Raw genomic sequence first — 23,805 nt, 5'->3', positions numbered from 1 at the left:
GATTACGCACCTCCATCCATTTTAAAGTCTAGTTGAACAGTTAAACCAAATTGTTTTTGCGGCTTGCCGTCAACAACTTTTGGCTTGTATTTCCACTTACGAAGTGCACGACGCGCTTCTTTGTCAAAAATACGTTTCGGTTGTGCTTCGATAACTTTTACGTCTTCTACCCCACCAATCTCGTTGATAGTGAAAGATAAACGTACCCAACCTTCTTTACCGTCACGAGCTGCTTGTACTGGGTACTTAGGCTCGATACGAACGATAGGTGTTGCGTCACCGTCACGGGCAAAACCTGCACCAGGTGCTGACATACCAGTATCTGCTCCACCAAGGTTAACTGAAGGCATTTCAAAAGACATACCTGCATTGTTAGCACTTGTATCCGGCTCCGGCGCTTGTGGCTTAGGTGGCGCTTTTGGCGGCGGTGGCGGCGGCGGTGGAACACGACGACGAGTTTCTGCTGCTGACTTAGGTGGCGTACTATTAACCTCTACAACAATATTGTCTTGCACTTCTTCTTGAGCACGATCGCCTGATTGTACTAAGAAAGCCATGAAAGAGAACAGTCCAAAGGTAACTGCTGCGCCGAGTAAAATTGATGCTAATAATCGAACCATAAATTACCCCTTAGCTGCCGCAATCGAAATCTGGTCGATTCCTGCTTCTTTAATTGCATCCATCACTTTAACAACGTTGCTATGCTTAGCTTCTTTGTCAGCTTGGATAAAGATGATGTCGGTTGGTTGCTCTGCAAGTAACTTCTCTAATGTTGCCGCGACACGCTCAACATCAACTTGTTTCTTGTTTAACCAAACTTCACCATCACCATTTACTGCGATAAACACGTTGGCATTTTTATGCTTTGTTTGGTTCACAGCAACTGGTTTGTTAACTTCGATACCTGCCTCCTTCACGAAAGAGGTGGTAACGATGAAGAAGATAAGCATGATAAACACGATGTCTAGCATCGGTGTCATATCAATTGCTGCTTCTTCCTCTTCACGAATACGTTTACGTGCCATTCCAATCTCTCTCTAGTGGTGAGGTAAGCTATCAACTAACTTGGCTTTCGCCATGTTAACTTTAGTATCTAATCTTGAACTAAAGAACACGCCAGATAACGCTGCAACCATACCCGCCATTGTCGGGATTGTTGCCATTGAGATACCTGCGGCCATTAGACGAGGATTACCAGTACCTTGCTGTGCCATAACTTCGAATACACCAATCATGCCAGTTACAGTACCTAGTAAACCAATTAGCGGACACATTGCCACTAACGTTTTAATCGTAATCATACGACTTTCAAGTTCTTCTGTCGCTTCGGAGATCCATTTGTCTCTGATTCGATGTGCATACCAAGAAGTAGTATCTGTTCGTGCTTCCCAGCGAGCGATAATATCATCACGCTTTTTCGGGTAAACAGAGGCTAAATACCAGTACTTCTCGATCATTAAGATCCACATCAAAAAGAGTGCAAAGGCGACGATGTAAAGTACATTACCGCCTTGCGCAATAAAGCCCCTGACAGAATCTAATAACTCTATCAGGAAAAGCATTATTTAGACTCCTTCTCTGCGATAGAAGCGATTAAACCTGCAGATTGTTCGTCTAGCTTGTGTAGTACCGACTTGCTCTTACCAGCAACGATGCTGTGAACTAAGATTAGTGGTAATGCAGCGATTAGACCTAATGCCGTTGTAACAAGTGCTAATGAGATGTTACCCGCCATGATTTTAGGGTCACCAGTACCGAATAATGTAATCGTTTGGAAGGTCATGATCATACCGATAACAGTACCTAATAGACCCATTAGAGGAGCGATAGCAGCGAACATCTTAATTAAGTTAATACCACGGTCAACTTTAGGCGTTTCACGTAAAATAGCTTCATCAAGTTTAAGTTCTAATGTTTCAGCATCAGCACCTTTGTTATCTTGGTAAACTTTTAATAAACGACCAAGTGGGTTGTTTTCGTTTGGCGTATCAATGTTCTTCTCTTGTGCTTTGATCTTAGAAGTCATTGCACCTAACACTACCATACGCTCTAGGCCAATTAGTAAACCAATAATAAGCAATACGGTAATACCGTAACCAACTTCTTTACCTTGGTGGTAGAATTCCATAAGCGTACGCTTACGAGTTTCTAACGCTAAGATTGCGCCACGTGAAGGGTCAAGGTAAACACCTGAGAAACCAGATGATGCGTCGAAGAAATCAGACGCTGTCGCTGAAATGTAACCTGCTGGTTGCTTAGCTAAAGGTTGAATTTGACCAACTTCATCGTTGTAGTTTAAGAAACCGTCAACATTTACTAAGTTGAAGTTACCGATACGCGTTACTTCTTGAGTAGCCTTCGTACCGTCTAAGTTTACAACTTCAGCCGTAAATTTAGAAACTTTACCAGACTCAGTCATTTCAGTTTGAAGTGCAAACCATAACTCTTCTAAGTCTTCTAATGCTGGAATTTCTTTAGCATTAGCGATACGGTCTAAAGCATCACCACGGCCTGGGAATTCAGCACTTACGATTGAAGTAGTGATTTGACCATATGCATCAGCTGCAGCTGCACGGCTTACACCGAACATTTCACCTAATGTGCCTTTAGCGTTGTCTAATTCAACTTCTTTTTGCGCTAATGTGATTTCGTTAGCTGCATATTCTTTAGTTAAACGTGTATTACGTGCTTGTTCGTTAGCTAAACGCGTTTGTGCTTTTTTCAATAAAGCGTTTTTGTCAGCACGTGCTGATAAGAACTCAGCTTCACGTTGCTTGTCAATTTTAGCTTCAGAAATACGGTCAGATTTAACTTGTTTCAATAAGTCATCAAGCTCGTTTGCTTGAGAAACAGCGGTGAAACCTGCTGACATAGATGCAGCAAGTAATACGAAATTAATTACTTTTTTCATTATTGAGCTCCTGCTGCAAATACTGGTAATTTAGTTAAGTCCATCGGCAATTGCTGACGAGCCATACGGATAGTGTCTGTAATACCTTTAAGGTATTCATCACCTAATTGATCCCAAGAACGCGCTTCGTTGTTCCAAACCCATGCTTGCTTGTAGTCTAAAGACTGAGCAATTAATGCAACACGGCCCATGTGAACGAAGTCAGCAGTGATTGTTGAGCCACCTAGGTCTAATTCACCTTGGTAAGCATCGAAGATTGTGCCGTAACCAGCTTCAATTTCGTATGCTTCTAATACTAAACGGAACTGCTCTGAAGTTGTAACATTTGAATCACTCATTACGTCGCGTAAGTTAGCGATACGCTCTTTACGTGGTTCAAGGTTTACTGGCACATCCAATTCAACGAACTTTTCTAATGTATCAATCATCTTGTACATTAAAGGAACAACACCTTGCTTGATTTTGTCGATACCTGCGATTTGGCGCTCTAATGAAGCGATGTTCGCATTTTGATCATCAACCATACGTTGTACGTGGTCGTTGTAACCTTCCAAAACGTCTGCTTGGTCAACTACGTTACGGTATTCGGCAAGTAGGTCTTGCGTTTGCTCGTAGATGTTGTTGATTTTGTTTTGAGATTTAGCTGAAGACTTTACGATTGTTTCTTCTGCTTTTTGAAGATCTTTAAGAGCGTCTGCAGCAGCAAAGTTGCTTACTGTAAGAGCTAATGCGCCAGCTATCGTTGAAGCGATAAGGCTTTTTTTACTTAATTTGGACATAGTTCCCAACCAATTGTTATTTAGTTTTGATAACAAATATTATGTTAATGCAAATAGAATAATCTGCCTTAAGTTTTAGTTTCTTTAGAATAAAACCACGCAATAGTCCCAAACGACACGCAAAGTGTCAATATGAGATCTAAAAAGATAGCCCAATTTATTTAAAAAAATAAATTCAAGCTTTTTTGTGCTTAGATATTCAGCTAATTTGATTAATTATCAGCCAATACATTTTATTTTAGAGTAACTAAATCGTTCAGATATTCCCGCTAACCTAATTTTTGCGTTTGTATGTTTTACTAATTACTTCGTAGTAAGTCAAATGTAATATTTTATTTTTTATTCAAGTGATTATTTATAAACCAATTTTATTTTCGATACCAGCCCGTTAATGAATATCTGTTTTGCGGGGCAAAAGGCGCTACAGACGTTACTGAATGAACCTTGTTGACATCAAATAGGGTTAAACTATTAAATGTAGGCGCTAAACTATTTGTTGGCTCGCCATTTGGCTCAAAAAATTGTAACAAACCTCCCCAATCCGGGTGCCACAGATTTGTTAAGCCAACAACGTAAGCAATTTGACGAGTTTCTCCTGCTAGGTTGTCAATATGGCGAGTAAGAAAATCACCTACGCGATAACGTGTTGCCTGACCATCTGCATACTTTAACTCGGGTTTAGTTGTGAGTTGGCTAATAAAGTTAACGACCGCTTCTTCATTCATTGCCTTTAACAATTGCCCTGGCAGATCCGTATCAGTTACTTCTACTTTCTTTCTACCGTATAGAAAACCAATACCTTTTGCCGCATTCTGTTGTATGGCTTGATATAAACCACGCTTTTTCTCTAAGGACAAAGCACCTATCTGCTCATCTGTTGCTTCACGGTTATGGTTATCGGTAAAGAACGCATTAGTGAATTTACAGCTATTTTTATAAAAGTCAGCTAATGCATCTGCATCATCGACGGATAAAAAGTTATCAACACGAACGTAACCATGTTCATTAAAATGTTCAGTGAGTTTTGCTAAATCAAAGCTTGTTAAATTTATATTCATTCTATTCTTCTTATTTTGATTATTTTCGGCGCAACCAGCCGGTAATAGATAGTCTTGGTTTTGACGCAAAAGGACTGACAAAACCAACATAATGATCAACAGGAATGTTGAAAATATTAATTTCATTAAAAGTTGGTAAAAAACTTTGCTTTAATGCCTGTTCATCATCAAGTAAATGTAATGCACCACCCCAATTTGCCTGCCAACTAGGTGTTAAATTGATGACATAGGCAGCCACTCTATTTTTATTTTCGACATCGTCATTGTGAACATTAAGAAAATGGCCCGCGCTAAACTTGGTAATTTGCCCATCCGCAAATGCGATATCTGGCGCTCCTAATAGCTCCCTAAAAAAATCTAACGTTGTCTCTTCATTAAGAAACTCAATAATTTGATTAAAGAAGTGACCCGGCATAAGGTTATTTTGATAAATATCATAAAGTGGAATGGTTTCGTAATGATATTGAAAACCATTTGAGGCCTGCTGATAAATAATGTCTTGAAGTTCGCTCTTCTGGCTATTTGACCACTTTGCAACTTCTTGGTTATTCAGATCTTGATGCTTACCATTTGCGTCAAATACAAGGTTCCATGTAGGCTGTGATTTGATTGTTTGATATATGGCTTGTGCGGATTGTTCAGATAGTGCCTTTTTTACTTTGACAAAACCATGTTCTTGAAAAAATTCTCTCAGTTCTGGCGCGGGTTTTTGATGATTAAGTGATAAGGTCTGCATATTGTTGAAAACAGTTTCGCTTATTAAGCATTAATATATTTGTTGCCTTATAGTATCATCTTAAAAAATATATCAAACCGTTAGCTGTAATCAATTCTATGTCATTGTCTCAAACTCTTGCTTTAGCAGAATCTGCTCACCAACAAGGCCAATTAGAAAAGGCTGAAGCGCTTTACCAGCAAATACTTGCGACAAATAAAAATACTGATGCGCTATTTGGTTTAGCGACTTTATATCATCAGAAAAATGACTACCTGCAAGCCCAGCCACTTTTTGAACAAGCATTAATCGATGAACCTAACGCTTTCGATATTGCGTATAATTACTTACTTGCCACATTAAGTGCTAATCAACGAGCAACGGCAATAAAATTATTACCAGTTTGCATTAAAAATTGCCCCAGTGACCCAACACTTCAGACTCAGTTAGCAAACGTCGCTTTGCAACTAAACACCTTTGAGCAAGCGATCATAGTAGCTCCTGAGATTCCTGCAGGGAAAAACATAAAATGCCAGGCTTATATGAAGTTAGAACAATGGCTTCTGGCCTATACTGAAGCTAAAGCGCTTGTTAAACAATTCCCCGAAGAAGAAGTACCTTTAAATAATCTTTCGATTTGTGCTGCAAAGCTAGATAAATTCGATGAAGCCATCGAGGTGTTTAGTAAACTTATCGACAATCATAAAAATGAAAGTGCCAAGCACTTGCGATTTGCCGATTTGTATTTGATGGCTAAGCAAGTAAACAATGCACGAATTCAGCTAGATATCGCTATATCATTAAAAGACACTTCTTTAATGCGTTACGACATTGAATGTAAGGTCTGTCGATTAGAGAATAATAAATCAGATGCCTTAGTAGCCGCTGATAAAGCGATTTCAATAAAACTGGAGGCAGAATTCGCCTGGCAGGTTAAGCATGATTTGGGCAACGAAGAAGATAACAAACAATGTATTAAGCAACTAAGTCAGCTAACAGCTGATGATTCTCAATACAGTTATGATTTACAACACAACCTATACACACTAGCAAAAGCATTACAAAAGGACGCTTTATATCAAGAAGCGTTCACCACCTTTGATAAAGCTAACCAACTACAATCACAGCAATTTAAACAAGATGATAATGCTTACGATCGTGCGCGTGATGAGCGTATTTTTACGCGTCTTAAAAAGCTAAATTATGCAGCACTACCAAACGATAGTAAGCCGACTCAACATTACTTTGTCGTAGGCATGCCCCGTTCAGGCACAACCCTTGTTAACCGAGTATTGAGCCAACTGCCAACCATCGATAGTTGTGGTGAAAGTAACGCAGTTGCTACCCTATTTGAAAACCGTTTGTATAATGAAAATCTCTCTGACGAGGTGATTACAAATTGGCTGCAAGAAAACAGCACTGAACACCAAGCGTTTTACCGTAAATTCAATAAAATACCTAGTCACGAGATTGTTGACAAAATGCCACATAATTTTAGGTATGTAGGTGCCATACTGGCGACATTTCCTAATGCTAAAATCATTCAAATGCGCAGATCACCAAATGATTTAGCCCTATCAATCTATTCACAATTTTTTAATCGCCAACACAGTTACGCATGCAACCTGACAGACATTGCACACGCCATCGTCGAAGCCAACAAATTGATGGATTACTGGCGTGATTTGTATCCAGAACAAGTCATCGATGTTCACTATGAAGATCTAGCAACGAACCCAAGTGGTGGGTTCGAAACGCTTTTTAAATATTTAGCGTTAACGTGGCAAGACGAATATTTAGAATTTCATAAACAAAATGTCGCTAGTTTTACCTTTAGTGAAACTCAGGTAAGAAAACCAATTAACCGCAGTAAAATTGGTTTTTCAAAACATTACCAAAAGCAACTGACGCCATTTATACAGGCTTATGAGCAACTCATTAGAAAGCTTTAACTAGTTAAATGCTTAGTCAGTAAGGTACTTAGTTCGTTCGTCTAACCATGTTTGCCGTGCGTTAAAGCTTTGTTGTATGGCAGTTTGTTCATCTAAGGTTAAATCAGGATGCCAAACCGAAAAAATTAAGACGACTCTATCTTGTTCTGATGTATTTTCTGCTTCATGAATAAATGAATCATCAAACACAATAGCGTCTCCAACTTGCCATGAAATTCGCTGATTTTCCACGGTCAAACAGCCACTGTCACCAACAATAAAGGGAATGTGTACCGTTAAACTATGGTTTGATAAACCATAGTGCGGGACGATATGCTGACCTGCCTTCAACAAAGAGAAGAATACCTCGTACGGATGCTCATTTAAGCCATAAAGGTCAATTGACATTAGCAGCTTGTGAAGCTTTGGTAATCGCTCAATGATAGGTGTATTTGGCACGCCGTTTTGATACAAATGCAACGCTGTCCAGTTCTTAGAGCCGGCTAATTTTTCAAAACTTTTATCGGCAAACTTTTCATCGACATAAGGCATGCCTTGTTCTTCAATGTCCTGAGTAATTTGGCGAAATTCCGACATTAACGGCTCAAAGTTTTCCTTAAACACATCAACCCAAGAAAATGCTGCATTTGGCCAAATAGGTTGAGCTTTTAATTTAGGTAAATAAAATAAATGTGGCTTTTGATTTTCAGTAAGGTACTGCCAATTTTCATTGTGAGTTTGTGGCCAGAGGGCACCATTACAATGGGACGATTGCTTTAAGTTAATTTGAGACAGTTCAGTATAATGATTACGTAAGGCAAGGCCTGCATAATATGATCTTGCTCTTAGAGGCTCTTCTAGTGATTCATTTTGAAACCAGTAGATCATGCCCTTATCCATGTCAAACCCTAGGGAGAGCAATGCTAAACCTTTATCTTTTTGATTGGTATTTAGAAAAAACATACCTGCAAATAGCAAAACCTGAGGAGAGTGGCTCCCGATAGATAAGCAATGCTGGTAAGCTTGCTCCGTGGATTCCTTGGTCCCAAGTTGTTCTTCAACAATCCCTAAACGCAACCACTGGTTCAAGTTGGTTAAGTTATCCTGACAAAATGCCTTTAATAAATCCCGAGCCTGTTCTGAATTGCCTTGTGCAAATAATTCATCAATGCGCTTAACATCTATAACTTTAGCCATGTTTAGTTCCTGTAATAAACCAGCCAATTATTTGATTTTGGTTCGTGTTAACTAACGCCGCTTTACTTGTTATACCATAGGTATTGAGCTCGCCAATAATGTCTGTTACTGCTTGCTGGTCTTTAGCTACATTAATCAACTGGGTTAATCGAGAGTGTTCTTGCTTCATGCTTTCTTTAAATTGGGTAAACAAGCTTTCTGCCGAGTGTTGTTCACCACTTTCTACTAACTCAATAACTTTATTCACCACTTGAAAGCACTGCCCACTAACCGGCTGAGTAATTTGGCCTTTATATTGACTAAGGTAATCCTCACCTACTTTCTCGAGTGCTTGTACTGTTATGGTTTTATTTATAAACAGACTTACTTTGTCAATGACTCCAGCAGGTAATAACAGATTAGAGAGCTCATTCAAGCGGTTTTTCGCCGGTTTAACGACCTCACTTTCATGATGATGAATCACTAGAGCAAGTTGCCCCTTGTCTTTTAACACTCGTGCTAGCTCTGCTAATGAACCGCTCGACAGGCCATATTCAAAACCAAATTGACTAGTCACCAGATCAGCTTGACCGTCTTCAAAAGGCAAGGTTGCAATATCGGTGTTGCCAATAAATTCAACACTTGGGCAATCGATAGCCCACGCAGGCTGAATATCCGCATAATCAACACCAATATAATGAGGTTTAGATTGATATTGAAAGAGCTTTCTTAAAACGCTGCCATTACCTGTTGCTAAATCAACAACAACATTTTGCTCACTCAACTGGTTGGCGACGTTTTGCCAAAGTGTATCAAGCTCAGAATTGTCTGACGATTGGTTATCGATGCAACTCTCTTGGTGGCCTTGCTGCCAATAATGTGTCCATGAATGTGCGTTATCCATACTATTCCCCTACTGGCACAACATCAAAAGGCGATGTCACTCTAAAGTCATCACGATCTCCATTAAAAGCATATGTGCCATGCCAGACATAAGATGGAAATAAGACCAGCTGCCCGGCTTCAGGTTGGATAATACGTTCGACAACTTCCCGTTCACCTAATTGAATGCCAGACTCCCCAAATTTGATGGCACCAGCATATTGGTTTTCTTGTGGATAGCTCTGAAAGTTAGGCAGTTTTATATAGAACGCAGAACTCAACCACCCATCAGGATGAACATGATTAACATGAAAGCCATTTGGCTTGAGTTTTACCGACCATGAGCCACTAAATTTCGTCTGTGAAGACTTACGCTTTAATAATGGGTGTGTATTATCATCAGGCAAAGATGCGACGAATTGACTTACCACTTGCTCCAAAGAACCTTTTAGCTGTTGAATAACACTAACCGGTTTATGCAATAAGCGCCCTGGCGTTTGTGTGCCATTTTTTAGTGTTTGTTTGAGTGGTTCATGTACTTTGTCATGCATGCCCAGTAGCGTCGATTCAAGTCGCGCTAAAAACTCAGCAAGGTTTTGGTAGCCTTTGGGCGTTGGTAATTCATAAGGTTGAATAAATCGATTGTAATCAACTAACCAATGGTACCTCTCGTCTCCTAGTAAACGCCAACAAAGAGACTTAAACGCAATATTCAACTGATGGAACGGTTGAACGAGCTCTACTTGCTGGATGACTTCAAGCGCATGGTTATATTCAGCCTGTTTAATCAATAGCTCTATATAATCCAATGCAACATTCACTTCAAAGCGAAGCGCTAACGATTGTTTAAAAGCATCTATTGCACCACTAAAGTCTTGCTGAATAATCAATACTTTTGCTTGAATTGCCATTAGCTTATCGTTTAAAGCAATATTTGGGGTTTTTGCTAAGATAGCTTGGGCTTTCTCGTCGGCCCCTGCAGAAAATAATTGTTCAATGTACGAGGCTGAAAGCTCAGGCGCATTTTTAATTTTTTGTAGCACTAAGTCATAGCTTTTTCCAAATTCATTTTGTTTACCTAACTGCCAATAGAATTCATTAAGTGTACTATGCGCTTCAACATATAAAGGTTTTTTGTTAATCGCTGACCAATAAGATTGCTCAGCTAACGGGTATTGATTGATTTCAAAATAGGTATTGGCAAGGCTAAAATCTATTTCTGCAATATTAGGTGCATACTGTTGTGCATGTTTAAAACACGCCAAAGCAGATTGGTGATCTTCAAGTAGTTTATAGGTTAAACCCAAGTTATGAAGTGCATTCACATAGGTTGGCTGAATTTGTATTACATTTTTATACAACGTAATTGCTTGCTGATACTCGCCTTGCTCTTTCGTAATGTTAGCAATAGACGTAAGTGCTGATACATCGTTAGGATTAGTAGATGTAATCTCCTGGAACAGCGTAAGCGCTTGGGTAAACTTACCTTGTTGTTGATAAACTAGCGCAAGGTTTCTCTTGGCTTCGGTAAAGTTAGGTTTTAACGTTAATGCTTGCTGATAACAATCAACCGCTTGTTCAAACTGTTCATCAATCTTGTAGGTATTGCCCAAATTATTAAGTACTTCAACCTGATCACGTTTTATCGCTAAACATAATTTAAAGCTTTCAATTGCTGGTCTATGTTCACCCAAATTTTTCAATGCTAATGCTTTTAGGTGATGCAAAATATCATTACTTTGATTCGTATCAAGCAAACCGTCAACGCTTTGAATAACTTTACCGTAATGTTTTTGATTTAATAGTTGTGCCAAGTGGGCAATTTGATTTTGAAGACTGAAATTCATTTTTCTATTTTTATAATTATGAAACCGCGTTACTAAAAAGCAGATGCAATTGAAACATCTAGAGAACACTAAAGTAACATCTTACAAGTTATTGCAACATGATAATAATCAAATTTAAGACAAAAAAAATGGCCAACAGATGTTGGCCATTTATTATTTTACTATCTTTCGATTAGTTAAATGTGTAAGTCGCGCTCACGAATAAACGTGGACCGATTGCATCATATAACTCAGGGAAAGTGTTAGCTTGTGATTGAGAATCACCTAACGCTTGTGGTTCTTCATCTAAGATGTTCTTAACACCACCAGTTACTTTGAAAGCATCTGAAACGTTGTAGCTAGCACTTACATCTAAGTAGAACTTAGTATCTAACTCTGGAACAACTAAATCAGGAGCAGTAGCATTGTTGTTGTTAGCAACCATGATTTGGTCATCTTCAGTTGAACCGATGTGACGGATTAACGCAGACAACGTTAGGTCGTCTTTAGTCCAGTTGATACGAGTGTTAGATTGGAATTCAGCACGTGGAGTACCACATGTGTTACCAAAGTAACCAGCACAGTTATCAATCTCATCTGGTAATTCAGCAATTGAAGTAACGTCGAACTTGTCTAACCAAGTTGAGCGGAACTGAATGTTTAAGCTTGAACCGTTATCGAAGTCAGTGTTGTAAGTAATGTTAAAGTCAATACCTGAAGTTTCAATTAAACCGATATTTTCATTTAAAGACTTAACAACAGAAACGTTACCGTCTGCACGACGAGAAATGTTTTGACACGTTACGTCGTTAATATCTTTAACTATGTTATAACAAACGTTAAGCGTGTTGTTTACACCGTAAGAAGAGATAGCGTCTTCAATTTCGATTGAGTAGTAATCGATTGTGAAGTCTAGGCCTTCCATTGGGTTGAATACGAAACCAACAGTTAATGTATCAGAAGACTCTTCGTTTAAGTTTTCGTTACCACCGAAAGAACCTTCGATTTGCGAGTTAGCTTGAGCGAAAACACCTACTTGACCAGCTGCAACACCAGTTGCTTCACAAAGCGCTACATCAGTAACACCAGATTGGAAACCGTCAGCAGAACATGGATCCGTTGCACCTGGGAAACCGTTTGCAGAACCTTGGAATAACTCAGCTACGTTTGGCGCACGAACAGCTTGTTGGAAACCAAAACGAGCTGACATCCAATCTGTAGGAGTCCAGTTTAATGCAGTTGCGAAAGACTCAACGTTACCGATGTTAGAGTAATCAGCAAAACGTGCAGCACCCCAGAATGTTAAATCTTCAGCCCAGTCAGCGCCTGATACTAATGGCACGTTAACTTCCATGAAGATTTCATCTGAAGAGTAAGAACCAACAGTTGCTTCACCAGCGTTGAAACCTAATACGTCGCCACTAGCTAAGAACTCATCTGGACGGAAAGAAGATGAATCTTGACGTTTCTCGTAACCGAATACTAAGCCAACCGCTTCATCAGCGCTTGGTACTTGCCATGAAGTAGTACCAGCAACGTTAGCCATGAATACTTCTTGAGTAATGCTAGTTACGTTAGCAGCACCAACATTTACGAAATCAATAGCTTCTTGAGAGATGTTACCTTCACCCCAGATATTGATTGGTACACAACCACCTGATGGATCTTGACACGCTGTACCGTCATCAGTAGTTAAAACTGCTTGGATAAAGCGAGACGCTGCAACGTCGTTATTTAATAAGTTAGTTTGGTCTAACATTGAACGGCTGTAGTATACATCGTATGACCAATCGTCATTAATGTAACCGTCGATACCAACTAACATACGGAATGCATCACGTGTATCTATAGATTGACGTGAACCATTTTCTACCATACGACGACCAATGAAACCTTCGTAGTTACCATCAGCATTTAGGCTACCACTATTTAAGAATGCTTGTTGTGTAGCTGCATCAAAGAAAACACTGTTAGGGTTGATTTCAACCGAAGTGAATGCTGGCGTTGGTGCTAATTCTTGTGGTACGAAGTTACGTACGAAAGAAACTTCTGAGTAAATGCGGTGCTCATCATTGATGTAAAAGTGTGAGAAAGCACTTGCTGAGTAACGCTCTTGAGGTAACTGTAAGAAGTTATCTGGTGCGTAGTTGAAACGGCTTGAAGGTTCAACCCATGCTTGACCGTCGCCATTTGGACCGAATGTACCAACAACAGTACCGTCAGCTTTAACAACGTCACCTGCGAATAAACGGGTACCTGGTACACCTGATGAACCACCAGCTACTAACTCGTCACCACTTTCAGTTAACGCAACGCTTGAGAATGAGCGGTCACCTTGCATTAATGATTCACGCTTTGAGTAACCTAAGTAAACAACAGCATTACCACGGTCATCAGCAAAGTTGCCACCCATAGTCATGTCTAAGTTGAACTTTTCAGCGTCGTTGTGATCTGTTACGTCGTAAAGCGTTGAAAATTCAACGCCTTCAAAATCGTCTTTCATGTTGAAGTTAACAACACCAGCTAATGCATCTGAACCGTATACCGCAGAAGCACCACCAGTGATGATTTCAACGTTTTCGATTAAAGAAGCTGGGATTGTGTTTAAATCAACTACACCTGATTGGCTTGCTGGAACCCAACGACGACCGTTAACCATAACTAACGTACGTGAAGTACCTAAACCACGTAAATCGACACGAGCCGTACCGTCACCTGGGTTGTTTGAACTAGGACCAAACGCAGGAAGCGTTGAAGGTAATTCAGCAAGTTTTTGCTCAATATTTAAGTTACCAGAAATTGCGAACTCTTGTGCGTCAACTTCGATAATTGGTGTAACAGCTGTAAGTTCTTGACGCTTAATACGAGAACCTGTTACTTGAATACGCTCTACGCCTTCTTCAGCGTTTGCTTCATCTGCAAATGCGTAAACATTTGGTGCTGCCATTGCTGTAGCTGTTGCACCAGCTGCAATAGCAAGCTTTACAGCTCTACTAAGCTTATTACTTTGATACATTATGTACTCCCTGGATCACTTCCGTGATACTAGTGTTTTAAATTCAAGACTATGTTGTCTTTTTTGTTATTTCGGGTCGTATAGACCTGATCTGTCGCTTAGGATAGTAAACGCTTTTGAATCTATTGGTCAACCAAGATTTTTATGTTTATTTAATAATTTTTACATTGCATCAATATTTTATTTGCTCCAAACAGGCTATTGCTGAATAAAAAACAAACAAAATGAGGTATTTAAAGGAAAATAAATAAAAACATTATTCAATTAAGAACATATTTAATGGATATAGCTTTAACAACACAACCCGTTATAAAACATAAAGTTAACGATGAACACATTTCCCTTACACAAACATTTGCTAAATGACTACAAATGCACTACGGCTGAATCAACAAACCATTAACAACGCAAAATACGTAAAGAATTTGTGACATATGTAAGGGTTTTATAACAATATAAATGAATTTTTTTCTTTAATCGTTTTATTCACCAATGTGATAAAATGCCATCCATCTTATGTAATCCCAAACTTATATGATTGATTTAGAACTGCTCGCTTTACTGTCTGCAGTCGGCTTTATTGCTGGTTTTATTGATGCAATAGCCGGTGGTGGTGGTCTTCTAACGATCCCTACGTTACTAGCAACAGGACTTCCTCCACACATAGCATTAGGCACCAATAAGCTTGCTGCATCTTTCGGCTCTTTTACCGCATCACTTACTTTTTATAAAAAAAGGTTATTTGATCCTATCTTTTGGTGGCGTTCAATTCTGTTCACGGCGATTGGTGCAATATTTGGCACATTGCTAGTAAGTAGCATAAATACACTTTGGCTAGAGAAAATGTTGCCCATCATTGTTTTTTCCATTGCGATTTACACGCTATTTAGTAAACAAATGATCCATACCGACGGGAATTTACCTAGGAAAGACAAAGCTCTTGATCGTAAACAAGCTGGTCAAGGCTTAATTCTCGGCTTTTATGATGGTGTCGCTGGCCCAGGCACGGGTGCCTTCTGGACGGTATCAAGCAGTGCTATCTATAAACTAAATATATTGCTAAGTAGTGGCTTAGCGCGTTCGACAAATTTCGTAAGTAACTTTTGTTCGTTGGTTACCTTTATTTATTTAGCCCAAGTAAACTTTATGATCGGTATATCCATGGGGATTTTTATTATGTTAGGCTCATGGATGGGTGCTCATTCGGCGATAAAGTATGGGAATAAGTTTATTAAACCCATCTTTTTAACTGTTGTGATCATAATGTCGTTATATCTAGCTTATAAAGCGTGGTAATACTGTGAAGTCTATTGAAAAGCTCGAACCGATTATCGCTGACTTAAAACACAAAGCGAATAAACTTGATCAAGCAAACACGAATAAACCCTCTCATAAATATTTTGCTGAAAGACGACTATTCTCTCCCGACTTGTTTTCAACATTTAGTGATAAATACTTAGCTTATGTTATTGAGACAGAAAAGAAATGCTTCACGATTAAGGCAATGTTGAAACACGGTAGTCGCCATGTCGCAAATGATGTATTAGGTGAAGTAGAGCGCCAAATTGCCGCGCTGACAACGGCGCTTGGCGCTAACGATGAAATTCATCATGAAGCGCAAATAAAACTTGATGCAAGAAAACAATTCTTCGCTAAAAAAGCAGCGAAAAATTTGATGCAAAACTCCCATCAGCTCTATCAAACCCTATCTGAATACCATGAATTTGAGCGTCGATTGAAGGCGATGATTGACGAGAGCATGCTCAATAGCAAAGGCGACAAATCATTAAATGAAGAAGTATTGGCTCTGCATCAGCGATTAGGCCGATGCAGAAAAGCTATTTCTCAAGTTGAACGTCAAATCGAACTATTCGAAAAAACTAATAGCTAAAGCCTAAAGCTTTCTTAACAGACTCAGGTAAATTCGGCATCGCCTGTTTAGGTAATAAAAAGGTCGCCAAGTTATAGAAGTCAGTAAAAATTCGATTGCTTTCAGTTGTACGTTTTAAATAATCATGACCTGATGAACCACCTGTACCAATTTTAGTTCCTAACATACGTTGCACCATCATCATATGTTTGTAACGCCATAATGTTAATGCTTCATCGACCTCTGTAAGCAACGTAATAAACTGAAACGGAATATTCATCAATGGTTCTTCGCGATACATCGAAATAAACAGAGCTGAAAGTGTCGCTTTTTGGCTAAGTCGTACACGACCATTTTCTTGTGCCTTTTGGTATTCATCCTCATTCAGCAAGGCGTCAAAGTTAGCACGGGTATTCTCGTGCTCTTTCAGTTGATGGCGAAGCTCTAGTTTAGTAAGTAAACGATTACCTTCAATAATTTTCTTTTCTTGGTTTAGCATCTCGTCGGTTGCTTGTTGATACTGTTGCCAAAAATTAAATTCGCCAAAAGACAAAAACGGTAAACGCTCTAACCACTGTTCAACGGCTTCAAATAAACTCATTTCACTTTCTAAGTCTTCTAGAAATTCTCGATGCTCATCCGTTAATCGGTTATAAAACGATTGCTTGTCAAAGTCGATTCGCTGTTTAGACTTTAAACCTAAGCTTATTTCTAACACTTTAAACTGAATACTTTGAAAACCAGAGGCTGGCACTAGGTAATTTCTAAAGTCTAGAAAGTCTTGTGGCGTCATCGTCTCAATAATATCGATTTGATCATTGATAAGGTGTTGTATTTTTACAACTCGCTTTAGGCGGTGAACGACGGTTGTTAAGTTTTGTTCAGATACAGATGGTTGTTTAAAAATATGGATTACAGAAGAAAGTTCATGCAAAATTTGCTTGAACCAAAGTTCGTAAGCTTGGTGGACAATGATAAATAGAGTTTCATCATGCGCTTCTTCGCCATATTTACCGCTCACAGGCTTTTGTGCATCAAGAAACTTTTCAAGTTTTAAGTAATCACCGTAATAGCACGGCTCTATCGGTTTATTCATATTATTTTAGTTATTATTAACCCAGTACTTTTATACCTTACTATTTGATGATTACGCTATTAAAATTATCAAAAAGCACGTATATTTTCTTTAATCAATTTGGCCAACCTATTGAATATATTTACGTTAAGCTATACTTGGCTACATGCACGTTAAAAAGGAATAAAAATGAAAATATCTGATGATATCCATAACTATTATGAAAAGTTAGTTATTCAGCAGTTTGCGCAAATGAAGGTAGAAGAAAATCACGACCAAGATTTTATTGCAGACTTAACATGTGTCGTGTTAAACCAATTACCCGCAAGATACATTAGACATGAAGTAGATATGGCTTTCTATTTGCCAGCCTCTGATCGATTTGAAATGGAAAACAAGGTCAATATCGCGATCAAAAAAGCGCTTGAATTCATGGAATCTCAAGGAAAAATGTAAAGTGCTCGGGTGACTAAAAAGCTGTGCTGTGCATGGCTTTTTTTATGCCTGAATTTTGAAAATGGAGTAACAATTAGATTTAAATACAAGAAGATTTGGGTGGTCACCCTCTCAGCTAACACCTCGGCACATGAGTCGTCTGCTGCGGTTGCTTCCTTCCGGACCTGGCCGAGTTCACAGAGTATCATTGCGAGGGAACCAAGAGGGTCACCATAATGTTGCCGTTAGGCGCGAGGGATTATCACTAATCCCTGTATGGGTTGCAAGTAATAGTTTGTATCTTAAGGTTGATCGATGATATTTTGACCAAAACCTTGTTCCGTCAATTTTCAGCTTCTGCTTTGGCCAATTTATCACTGAATTCGAGAAGAACAGATTTTAATACCAGTAAGTTTTCTCGTCCGATCCTCAGCAATAATTTATCGGTTTCTGGCAATGCTTCAAGTTCACTATTATCAAATTTATACATAACGCTTGGGCGAACTAATGTCATTTCTTGTCTAGGCAACTCCATATCAAGCACACGAACAATAGAATCTTGTAAAACATCAGTGAAATCTTGGTCTGGATAACCCAGTTCAGCATATGCTTCACTTATCAAGGGTTTTACCTCAATGTATAATTCTACAAGTGATTCACTGTCGATAGAGCGCAATAAATCAATGTATAAGGTAAAACGTCTCGCTGTGCTTTCATCCCACTGCCATTGACCTGTTGAAATACCTTTTTCGTTTACTTGTTCAACCGCAGAAAATTTAACTGCGGGTTGCACAAAAGGTGTGTACTCATAAGCAAGTGTGCCTTGAGCAAAGTTATCGGTAAAAACGACTACACGGCGTATCAGATCATCAGTGATCACTAGCTTTAATAGTTCTTTTCGCCAAGTTAAATCTGGTAGCGCAGCTTTAAGAAAGTCATCGCTTTCATCTAATTTAGGCAATGGACTTTGTTCTTCTACAGGCTCTGTTTCTGTTTCAGGAATATCCATGATGTCAGGCATTTCAGGAATTGATTCAGGCGATACCTTTTCAACGACTTTCTCTTCAGGTACTTTTTCTTCGACAACTTCAACTATAGGTGCTTCGACAACAGGTTGTTGATCGTTATCTTCCGATGTAAACCAAAACGCAATACCACCAAAGATCACCGCTACAATAATAACAATGACTAACCAAGGTGTTGTATTTTCTGAATTTGCTGTTTCGCTCATGCTTCCTACCGCTACAGGATAATTACCTACAATATATTGTTTAACTGAGTGATATTCAATGGAACACATATTGTTTTACATTTCTTTTCATGAAAAAGGGGATAATACTTAAAAAGTACTATCCCCCATGCTATTTATTGAATTTTGAGAAACGATCCAATTTTATTAGTGGGCATCATCCTGATTTTCAGGCTGCGCCTTGATAAAGGTAGGAAACTGATTGCAACGTTCGTAAATACCCATAATTAAAGGGTAACGATTCATATCGACGTTAAAACGCAGTGCGTTGTATACCTGTGGAATTAAACACACATCCGCCAAGCTCACTGCATCACCAACACAAAACTGTCCACTTTGAGACTGCAATTTAACTTCTACCGCCTTAAACCCTGTATGCATCCAGTCGTGTACCCACTGCATCTTGCTATCATCGCTAACATTTAGCTCGTTTACTAAATATTGTTGTACGCGCAAATTATTTAATGGGTGTATTTCACACGCAATATCATAGGCTAACGCTTTTACCATGCATTGCTCGACAATATCTTCAGGTAACAGTGTTTTATTCGCCTTAGCTTGTAAATAGTCGATGATGGCCAACGACTGATTTAAACAAACATCACCATCAATTAAACACGGTACTAATTCATGCGGATTTTTACGCTTATATTCGTCGCTATGTTGCTCGCCACCATTTTTTACCAGATGAACAGATAACAAGTCACAATCTAAACCTAGTAAGTTCAAAGCGATTCTGACGCGGTAAGCAGCAGACGAACGCCAATAACCGTATAGTTGCATTATTTAACCCCTGGATACTCAACAACCAGCTGATCGATTGAGCCGAAAATACTGTCACCCGCTTTATCAAACATTTCAATACGAACGCGATCACCAAATTGCATGAATGCTGTTGATGGTTTGCCGTCAGCAATAATCTCTAACATGCGCTTTTCTGCTAAACAGCTTGAGCCAGCCGAGCGATCGTAGTTTGAAATAGTACCTGAACCAACGACACAACCCGCGCCTAATGGACGTGTTTTTGCAGCATGAGCAACAATCGTTGGGAAATCAAACGTCATATCTACACCACAGTTGGGCTCACCAAATAATTGATCATTTAAATGCGTTGTTAGTGGTAGGTGTAATTTCTTACCGTCCCACGCATCGCCTAATTCATCTGGCGTTACCGCTACAGGAGAAAAAGCACTTGAAGGCTTACTTCCAAAGAAGCCAAAACCTTTAGCTAATTCAGCTGGAATTAAGTTACGTAAAGAAACGTCATTTACTAGCATCAGTAGTTTAATATGCTCTTGCGCTTGATCTGGCGTTGCTCCCATAGGCACGTCTGACGTAATGACGGCAACTTCTGACTCAAAATCAATACCAAAATCTTCAGAAATGACTTCAATATTGTCTTTAGGGCCAATAAACGCGTCTGAACCACCTTGGTACATTAAAGGATCGGTCCAGAATGTTTCAGGCATCTCAGCATTTCGTGCTTTACGCACTAGCTCTACGTGGTTTACATAAGCACTGCCGTCAGCCCATTGATAAGCACGAGGTAATGGAGATTCACAAGTACCTTGGTCAAAAGCCATTTGGCCTTCCACATCACCAGTGTTTAATGACTGATACACAACATCAAGTTGTGGTGCAATCGTGTCCCAGTTATCGACTGCCATTTGCATGGTAGCGGCAATATGTGGCACAGCGACAGCTTTACTTAAATCTTTACTAACAACAACTAATTGGCCATCTCTAGTGTTATTTTTTAACGTGGCTAGTTTCATGTCTTGTCCTAATCATTCTTTTTGTAATCATCAATAACTTGGAGCTGATTCTACGACAACTCAACACAAATACTAGTAGGCAGTGAATTTTCGTTTGGGTGCAAAGTTCAGAAATACTGTTATTAATTCTTTACACCCAAACATAAAGTGAGAAATGAGTTAAATCTTAACGGTCTTTTTATTAATACCGTACTCTCTTAATTTATTAGCAATAGCAGTATGACTTAAACCAAGCTTTTTGGCGAGTTGTCGAGTACTTGGATAGGCTGGGTAGAGCTTTCTTAGTAAATCAGCTTCAAAATTTTTTACTGCGCCATCTAAAGTGCCTTCAAACTCTTGTTCCAGATAACCATATTCACGGGTATAAGCAGGTAATTCCAGATATTGAGTTTGTACTAAATCACCTTCCATTAATGATACTGCACGAATCAAAACATTCTCTAACTGCCTAACATTACCTGGCCATGGATAATGTTCAATAAACTCACGGCAATCATCCGATAATCTGACATTTAATCGACCAATGTTATAACTGGCTTTAGCAATAAAGTGCTCTGCAAGTGGAATAATATCACTACGGCGCTCACGTAAAGAGGGAACATTTAAACCCAGAACATTAATTCGGTAATAGAGATCTTCCCTAAATTCACCACCTGAAACCATATTCAGCAGGTCTTTATTGGTAGAGCTAATAATTCGAACATCAACTTTTATTTCAGTTTCGTCATCGACACGACGAAAACTGCCATCTTGAATGACACGCAATAACTTGGTCTGAAGTTTAGAGGACATTTCCCCTACTTCGTCCAAAAAGATTGTGCCACCATCTGCTTGTTCAAATAACCCTTTCTTTGCTTGTTCGGTACCCGGTGTGCCTGTGCCAAATAACTCTGTTTCAGCTGCTTCGTCTGGCAATGCAGCGCAATTAAGCGTCATAAAGGCGAATTCACTGCGATCACTGGCTTGATGACATGCTCTTGCGATTAATTCTTTACCAGATCCGGTTTCACCAGTAATCAACATGGTTGAATCTAGAATAGCCATTCGTTTTGCTTCTCGAACAACCTTTCTCATGCTACCACTTGTTGCTTGAATACCTGAAAAACTATTTTCTGTCGATTGCTTAAATGCATTCATTTGCTGGCCCAAGCGTGCTTCTGATTTTAATATAAGCACCGCACCAGCTAAAATTGAGTTTCCTTCACTGTCATCGACATGAATAGGTAAAATATCGGCCACAAAGTCTTCATCACTTAGCTTTAAACGTCTTGTTTGCGCTAAGACTTCGTCGCTTTCTAACCATTTCGTAAAATTAAAGCCTTTAACGAACTGGCTAATTGGCTCACCAATAACTTGTTCATCTTTGGTATTTAATAAGTTTTTGGAAACATCGTTAAGTATGCGAACGTTAGCGCGCGCATCAATCGAAATAAAGGGATCTGGAAATGTTCGAATTAATGTAGAAAGTTCATTGCGCTCTAATTCGGACGGCATGAATGGCGTTGTTTGCACATCTACCACACCATCAATTAAACGCAGTTGAGGCATGAAGCTTTGTAGTTCTGAAAATTCCAGATCAGGAATATGAACAAATATTGGTCCTGCGACAGTCGCAGTATCAATACCTTTAATATTAATATTATGTTCAACAAACACGCCAAGCACTTGCTGGGCAATACCTAACCTGTCTTCACAGGTGATCTTCAAACGCATTTATCAGATTCCTAACGGTAAAAACACCATTGTAAACTATTTTGTACACATAAAAAAAGCCCCCTGTGAAGGAGGCTTTGAAATTTTTCATTAAACTTACAGAAGTGCGTCTGTTTTAGAAGCACAAATAAAGTCATTTTTGTGTAAACCACCAATCGCGTGTGTCCACCAAGTAATTGTTACTTTGCCCCACTCTAAAAGTATTGCAGGGTGGTGAAACTCTTCTTCCGCGAGCTCTGATACTTTGTTTGCAAAAGCCCAAGCTAATTTATAATTTTTAAATTTATACACGCGCTCTAGCATCATAACGCCGTCGCGCACTTCTGGCACCCAATCCGGTAACTGCGACATAAACGCTTGTAACTCTTCGTCGGTTACTTTTGGCGCATCAACGTGACACGCTTCACATTTTTGGGTAGATAAAGTTGAATTCATTATGTTTCCTTAACTGGCTATTTTTTCTTTTGGTGGAAATTTAGGTTCATGTAAACCTAATGCCTTAGCTTGTTCAACTAATGCCATTAAATCTAGATTTCTAATCGCATCTAAATCGCTCATTTTTTCTATCATGAAATATATTGGTTGCATGATATCAATACGATACGGTGTACGAAGTACATCAACAACTTGCTCTTCATTGGTTAAAAATCGATATTCAGCTGTATCTTGCTCGAGGGCATAGTTAGTTTCACCTGGCGACGATAAAATACCTCCGCCATAAATTCTTAAGCCATCACTGGTTTTCATTAAACCAAACTCAACGGTAAACCAGTATAATCGAGCTAAAAATACTCTGTCTTCTTTACTTGCTGCTAAACCAATCTCACCGTACGCTTGCGTAAATTTTGCAAACTCAGGATTTGTTAACATTGCGCAATGGCCAAACAGCTCATGAAAAATATCCGGCTCTTGCAGGTAATCAAATTCTTCTTTTGAACGAAGAAAGGTCGCTACTGGAAACTTTTTTTGACTTAATAAGCTAAAAAACTTTTCAAAACCAATTAATGCTGGCACCTGTTCACATTGCCACCCCGTACTTTCAACTAGCACACTATTTATTTCAGCAAGTTGCGGCACACGATCTATCGGTAAGTTTAGTTTTTCTAAACCTAGAATGAATTCATCACAGGCGCGTCCTTCCATTAACGGAAGTTGTCTTGTTATGAGTGCCTGCCAAATACTGTTTTCTTCTTCAGTCCAATGAATAATTCCATTCTCATCGGCTGGTTTAGAAACATATTTTGTCGCCTTTGACATGTTGTAACCTTGTATATTTATAATTGTGGTTTCCCACTTTAGTTGCCTTCATCTTATGCCAATGGCAAGACGTAGGTCACCTTTTAACATTAGGTCAATAACTAACCAGAATAAAAGGATTGTAAATTTTTAATTAC

General features: G+C 39.1%; 22 protein-coding genes and 1 other RNA gene. 4 read left to right on the top strand and 19 right to left on the bottom strand.

Annotation, left to right across the window (positions count from 1 at the left end; translation table 11 throughout):
- Nucleotides 1-2: 2 nt before the first annotated feature.
- The 7 genes from QQK02_RS13710 to QQK02_RS13680 all read right to left on the bottom strand — a co-directional run bounded on the left by QQK02_RS13710 (nt 3) and on the right by QQK02_RS13680 (nt 5,484).
- Entirely contained in the window at nt 3-620 is a 618-nt protein-coding gene (locus QQK02_RS13710; protein ID WP_284208637.1) for an energy transducer TonB, read from the bottom strand.
- 3 nt (nt 621-623) lie between these two features.
- Entirely contained in the window at nt 624-1,025 is a 402-nt protein-coding gene (locus QQK02_RS13705; RefSeq protein WP_284208636.1) for an ExbD/TolR family protein, read from the bottom strand.
- A gap of 12 nt (nt 1,026-1,037) precedes the next feature.
- Complete coding sequence (locus QQK02_RS13700; RefSeq protein ID WP_284208634.1) at nt 1,038-1,562, bottom strand: MotA/TolQ/ExbB proton channel family protein; 525 nt, start codon at nt 1,560-1,562, stop codon at nt 1,038-1,040.
- On the bottom strand, nt 1,562-2,911 hold the full coding sequence (locus QQK02_RS13695) for a MotA/TolQ/ExbB proton channel family protein (RefSeq protein WP_284208633.1): 1,350 nt from the start codon (nt 2,909-2,911) through the stop codon (nt 1,562-1,564). The genes QQK02_RS13700 and QQK02_RS13695 overlap by 1 nt, the downstream gene beginning before the upstream one ends.
- Entirely contained in the window at nt 2,911-3,690 is a 780-nt protein-coding gene (locus QQK02_RS13690; protein WP_284208632.1) for a DUF3450 domain-containing protein, read from the bottom strand. The genes QQK02_RS13695 and QQK02_RS13690 overlap by 1 nt, the downstream gene beginning before the upstream one ends.
- Nucleotides 3,691-4,058: 368 nt before the next feature.
- Nucleotides 4,059-4,748 (bottom strand): 2OG-Fe(II) oxygenase, encoded by a 690-nt coding sequence (locus QQK02_RS13685; RefSeq protein WP_284208631.1) that lies wholly within the window; start codon nt 4,746-4,748, stop codon nt 4,059-4,061.
- A gap of 19 nt (nt 4,749-4,767) precedes the next feature.
- Entirely contained in the window at nt 4,768-5,484 is a 717-nt protein-coding gene (locus QQK02_RS13680; RefSeq protein ID WP_284208630.1) for a 2OG-Fe(II) oxygenase, read from the bottom strand.
- 98 nt (nt 5,485-5,582) lie between these two features.
- Between QQK02_RS13680 and QQK02_RS13675 the strand changes: the two genes are divergently transcribed.
- The gene (locus QQK02_RS13675) at nt 5,583-7,415 is read left to right on the top strand and encodes a tetratricopeptide repeat-containing sulfotransferase family protein (protein WP_284208629.1); all 1,833 of its coding nucleotides are present in this window, start codon (nt 5,583-5,585) and stop codon (nt 7,413-7,415) included.
- Between the two features lie 12 nt (nt 7,416-7,427).
- Here QQK02_RS13675 and QQK02_RS13670 read toward each other — a convergent pair whose 3' ends face one another.
- The 4 genes from QQK02_RS13670 to QQK02_RS13655 all read right to left on the bottom strand — a co-directional run bounded on the left by QQK02_RS13670 (nt 7,428) and on the right by QQK02_RS13655 (nt 14,294).
- Nucleotides 7,428-8,591 carry an aspartyl/asparaginyl beta-hydroxylase domain-containing protein gene (locus QQK02_RS13670; protein ID WP_284208628.1) on the bottom strand — a complete coding sequence of 388 codons (1,164 nt, stop codon included), beginning with the start codon at nt 8,589-8,591 and terminating at the stop codon, nt 7,428-7,430.
- The gene (locus QQK02_RS13665) at nt 8,584-9,474 is read right to left on the bottom strand and encodes a class I SAM-dependent methyltransferase (RefSeq protein WP_284208627.1); all 891 of its coding nucleotides are present in this window, start codon (nt 9,472-9,474) and stop codon (nt 8,584-8,586) included. The genes QQK02_RS13670 and QQK02_RS13665 overlap by 8 nt, the downstream gene beginning before the upstream one ends.
- 1 nt (nt 9,475) lies before the next feature.
- The gene (locus QQK02_RS13660; protein ID WP_284208626.1) at nt 9,476-11,299 is read right to left on the bottom strand and encodes a tetratricopeptide repeat protein; all 1,824 of its coding nucleotides are present in this window, start codon (nt 11,297-11,299) and stop codon (nt 9,476-9,478) included.
- 172 nt (nt 11,300-11,471) lie between these two features.
- The gene (locus QQK02_RS13655) at nt 11,472-14,294 is read right to left on the bottom strand and encodes a TonB-dependent receptor domain-containing protein (RefSeq protein ID WP_284208625.1); all 2,823 of its coding nucleotides are present in this window, start codon (nt 14,292-14,294) and stop codon (nt 11,472-11,474) included.
- A gap of 534 nt (nt 14,295-14,828) precedes the next feature.
- On the opposite strand from QQK02_RS13655, the gene QQK02_RS13650 reads away from it, so the two are divergent.
- Both QQK02_RS13650 and priC read left to right on the top strand, forming a co-directional pair.
- Nucleotides 14,829-15,590: a TSUP family transporter gene (locus tag QQK02_RS13650; RefSeq protein WP_284208624.1), complete on the top strand. Its 762-nt coding sequence runs from the start codon at nt 14,829-14,831 to the stop codon at nt 15,588-15,590.
- 4 nt (nt 15,591-15,594) lie between these two features.
- On the top strand, nt 15,595-16,185 hold the full coding sequence (gene priC / locus QQK02_RS13645; RefSeq protein ID WP_284208623.1) for a primosomal replication protein PriC: 591 nt from the start codon (nt 15,595-15,597) through the stop codon (nt 16,183-16,185).
- Here priC and QQK02_RS13640 read toward each other — a convergent pair.
- Nucleotides 16,175-17,260 (bottom strand): tryptophan 2,3-dioxygenase family protein, encoded by a 1,086-nt coding sequence (locus QQK02_RS13640; RefSeq protein ID WP_284208622.1) that lies wholly within the window; start codon nt 17,258-17,260, stop codon nt 16,175-16,177. The two genes, priC and QQK02_RS13640, sit on opposite strands and share 11 nt — an antisense overlap.
- Nucleotides 17,261-17,428: 168 nt before the next feature.
- Between QQK02_RS13640 and QQK02_RS13635 the strand changes: the two genes are divergently transcribed.
- The gene (locus QQK02_RS13635; protein WP_284208621.1) at nt 17,429-17,695 is read left to right on the top strand and encodes a late competence development ComFB family protein; all 267 of its coding nucleotides are present in this window, start codon (nt 17,429-17,431) and stop codon (nt 17,693-17,695) included.
- Between the two features lie 106 nt (nt 17,696-17,801).
- On the opposite strand, the gene ffs is transcribed toward QQK02_RS13635, so the two are convergent.
- From ffs to phhA, 7 genes are all read right to left on the bottom strand, one after another.
- An RNA gene (ffs, locus tag QQK02_RS13630) (signal recognition particle sRNA small type) lies at nt 17,802-17,899 on the bottom strand.
- 118 nt (nt 17,900-18,017) lie between these two features.
- A complete protein-coding gene (locus QQK02_RS13625) occupies nt 18,018-18,905 on the bottom strand; it encodes a DUF3014 domain-containing protein (protein ID WP_284208620.1) in 888 nt (295 codons plus the stop codon).
- A 165-nt stretch (nt 18,906-19,070) separates the two neighbouring features.
- The gene (gene maiA, locus QQK02_RS13620; RefSeq protein ID WP_284208619.1) at nt 19,071-19,706 is read right to left on the bottom strand and encodes a maleylacetoacetate isomerase; all 636 of its coding nucleotides are present in this window, start codon (nt 19,704-19,706) and stop codon (nt 19,071-19,073) included.
- Nucleotides 19,706-20,698 carry a fumarylacetoacetate hydrolase family protein gene (locus QQK02_RS13615; protein ID WP_284208618.1) on the bottom strand — a complete coding sequence of 331 codons (993 nt, stop codon included), beginning with the start codon at nt 20,696-20,698 and terminating at the stop codon, nt 19,706-19,708. Before QQK02_RS13615 ends, maiA begins: the two co-directional genes overlap by 1 nt.
- A gap of 159 nt (nt 20,699-20,857) precedes the next feature.
- Nucleotides 20,858-22,411 carry a transcriptional regulator TyrR gene (gene tyrR, locus QQK02_RS13610; protein ID WP_284208617.1) on the bottom strand — a complete coding sequence of 518 codons (1,554 nt, stop codon included), beginning with the start codon at nt 22,409-22,411 and terminating at the stop codon, nt 20,858-20,860.
- A gap of 96 nt (nt 22,412-22,507) precedes the next feature.
- A complete protein-coding gene (locus tag QQK02_RS13605) occupies nt 22,508-22,846 on the bottom strand; it encodes a 4a-hydroxytetrahydrobiopterin dehydratase (RefSeq protein WP_284208616.1) in 339 nt (112 codons plus the stop codon).
- A gap of 9 nt (nt 22,847-22,855) precedes the next feature.
- Nucleotides 22,856-23,668 carry a phenylalanine 4-monooxygenase gene (gene phhA, locus QQK02_RS13600; protein WP_284208615.1) on the bottom strand — a complete coding sequence of 271 codons (813 nt, stop codon included), beginning with the start codon at nt 23,666-23,668 and terminating at the stop codon, nt 22,856-22,858.
- Nucleotides 23,669-23,805 lie beyond the last annotated feature (137 nt).

This window comes from Thalassotalea eurytherma, from assembly GCF_030161415.1.
Lineage (GTDB): Bacteria > Pseudomonadota > Gammaproteobacteria > Enterobacterales > Alteromonadaceae > Thalassotalea_G > Thalassotalea_G eurytherma.
Note: the sequence above shows the minus strand (reverse complement) of the source record. Positions and strands in the feature narration are given on the sequence as shown.

Coding starts and splice junctions, on each gene's coding strand:
- QQK02_RS13710 (WP_284208637.1), bottom strand. CDS start 620: ATGGTTCGATTATTAGCATCAATTTTACTCGGCGCAGCAGTTACCTTT.
- QQK02_RS13705 (WP_284208636.1), bottom strand. CDS start 1,025: ATGGCACGTAAACGTATTCGTGAAGAGGAAGAAGCAGCAATTGATATG.
- QQK02_RS13700 (WP_284208634.1), bottom strand. CDS start 1,562: ATGCTTTTCCTGATAGAGTTATTAGATTCTGTCAGGGGCTTTATTGCG.
- QQK02_RS13695 (WP_284208633.1), bottom strand. CDS start 2,911: ATGAAAAAAGTAATTAATTTCGTATTACTTGCTGCATCTATGTCAGCA.
- QQK02_RS13690 (WP_284208632.1), bottom strand. CDS start 3,690: ATGTCCAAATTAAGTAAAAAAAGCCTTATCGCTTCAACGATAGCTGGC.
- QQK02_RS13685 (WP_284208631.1), bottom strand. CDS start 4,748: ATGAATATAAATTTAACAAGCTTTGATTTAGCAAAACTCACTGAACAT.
- QQK02_RS13680 (WP_284208630.1), bottom strand. CDS start 5,484: ATGCAGACCTTATCACTTAATCATCAAAAACCCGCGCCAGAACTGAGA.
- QQK02_RS13675 (WP_284208629.1), top strand. CDS start 5,583: ATGTCATTGTCTCAAACTCTTGCTTTAGCAGAATCTGCTCACCAACAA.
- QQK02_RS13670 (WP_284208628.1), bottom strand. CDS start 8,591: ATGGCTAAAGTTATAGATGTTAAGCGCATTGATGAATTATTTGCACAA.
- QQK02_RS13665 (WP_284208627.1), bottom strand. CDS start 9,474: ATGGATAACGCACATTCATGGACACATTATTGGCAGCAAGGCCACCAA.
- QQK02_RS13660 (WP_284208626.1), bottom strand. CDS start 11,299: ATGAATTTCAGTCTTCAAAATCAAATTGCCCACTTGGCACAACTATTA.
- QQK02_RS13655 (WP_284208625.1), bottom strand. CDS start 14,294: ATGTATCAAAGTAATAAGCTTAGTAGAGCTGTAAAGCTTGCTATTGCA.
- QQK02_RS13650 (WP_284208624.1), top strand. CDS start 14,829: ATGATTGATTTAGAACTGCTCGCTTTACTGTCTGCAGTCGGCTTTATT.
- QQK02_RS13640 (WP_284208622.1), bottom strand. CDS start 17,260: ATGAATAAACCGATAGAGCCGTGCTATTACGGTGATTACTTAAAACTT.
- QQK02_RS13635 (WP_284208621.1), top strand. CDS start 17,429: ATGAAAATATCTGATGATATCCATAACTATTATGAAAAGTTAGTTATT.
- QQK02_RS13625 (WP_284208620.1), bottom strand. CDS start 18,905: ATGAGCGAAACAGCAAATTCAGAAAATACAACACCTTGGTTAGTCATT.
- maiA (WP_284208619.1), bottom strand. CDS start 19,706: ATGCAACTATACGGTTATTGGCGTTCGTCTGCTGCTTACCGCGTCAGA.
- QQK02_RS13615 (WP_284208618.1), bottom strand. CDS start 20,698: ATGAAACTAGCCACGTTAAAAAATAACACTAGAGATGGCCAATTAGTT.
- tyrR (WP_284208617.1), bottom strand. CDS start 22,411: ATGCGTTTGAAGATCACCTGTGAAGACAGGTTAGGTATTGCCCAGCAA.
- QQK02_RS13605 (WP_284208616.1), bottom strand. CDS start 22,846: ATGAATTCAACTTTATCTACCCAAAAATGTGAAGCGTGTCACGTTGAT.
- phhA (WP_284208615.1), bottom strand. CDS start 23,668: ATGTCAAAGGCGACAAAATATGTTTCTAAACCAGCCGATGAGAATGGA.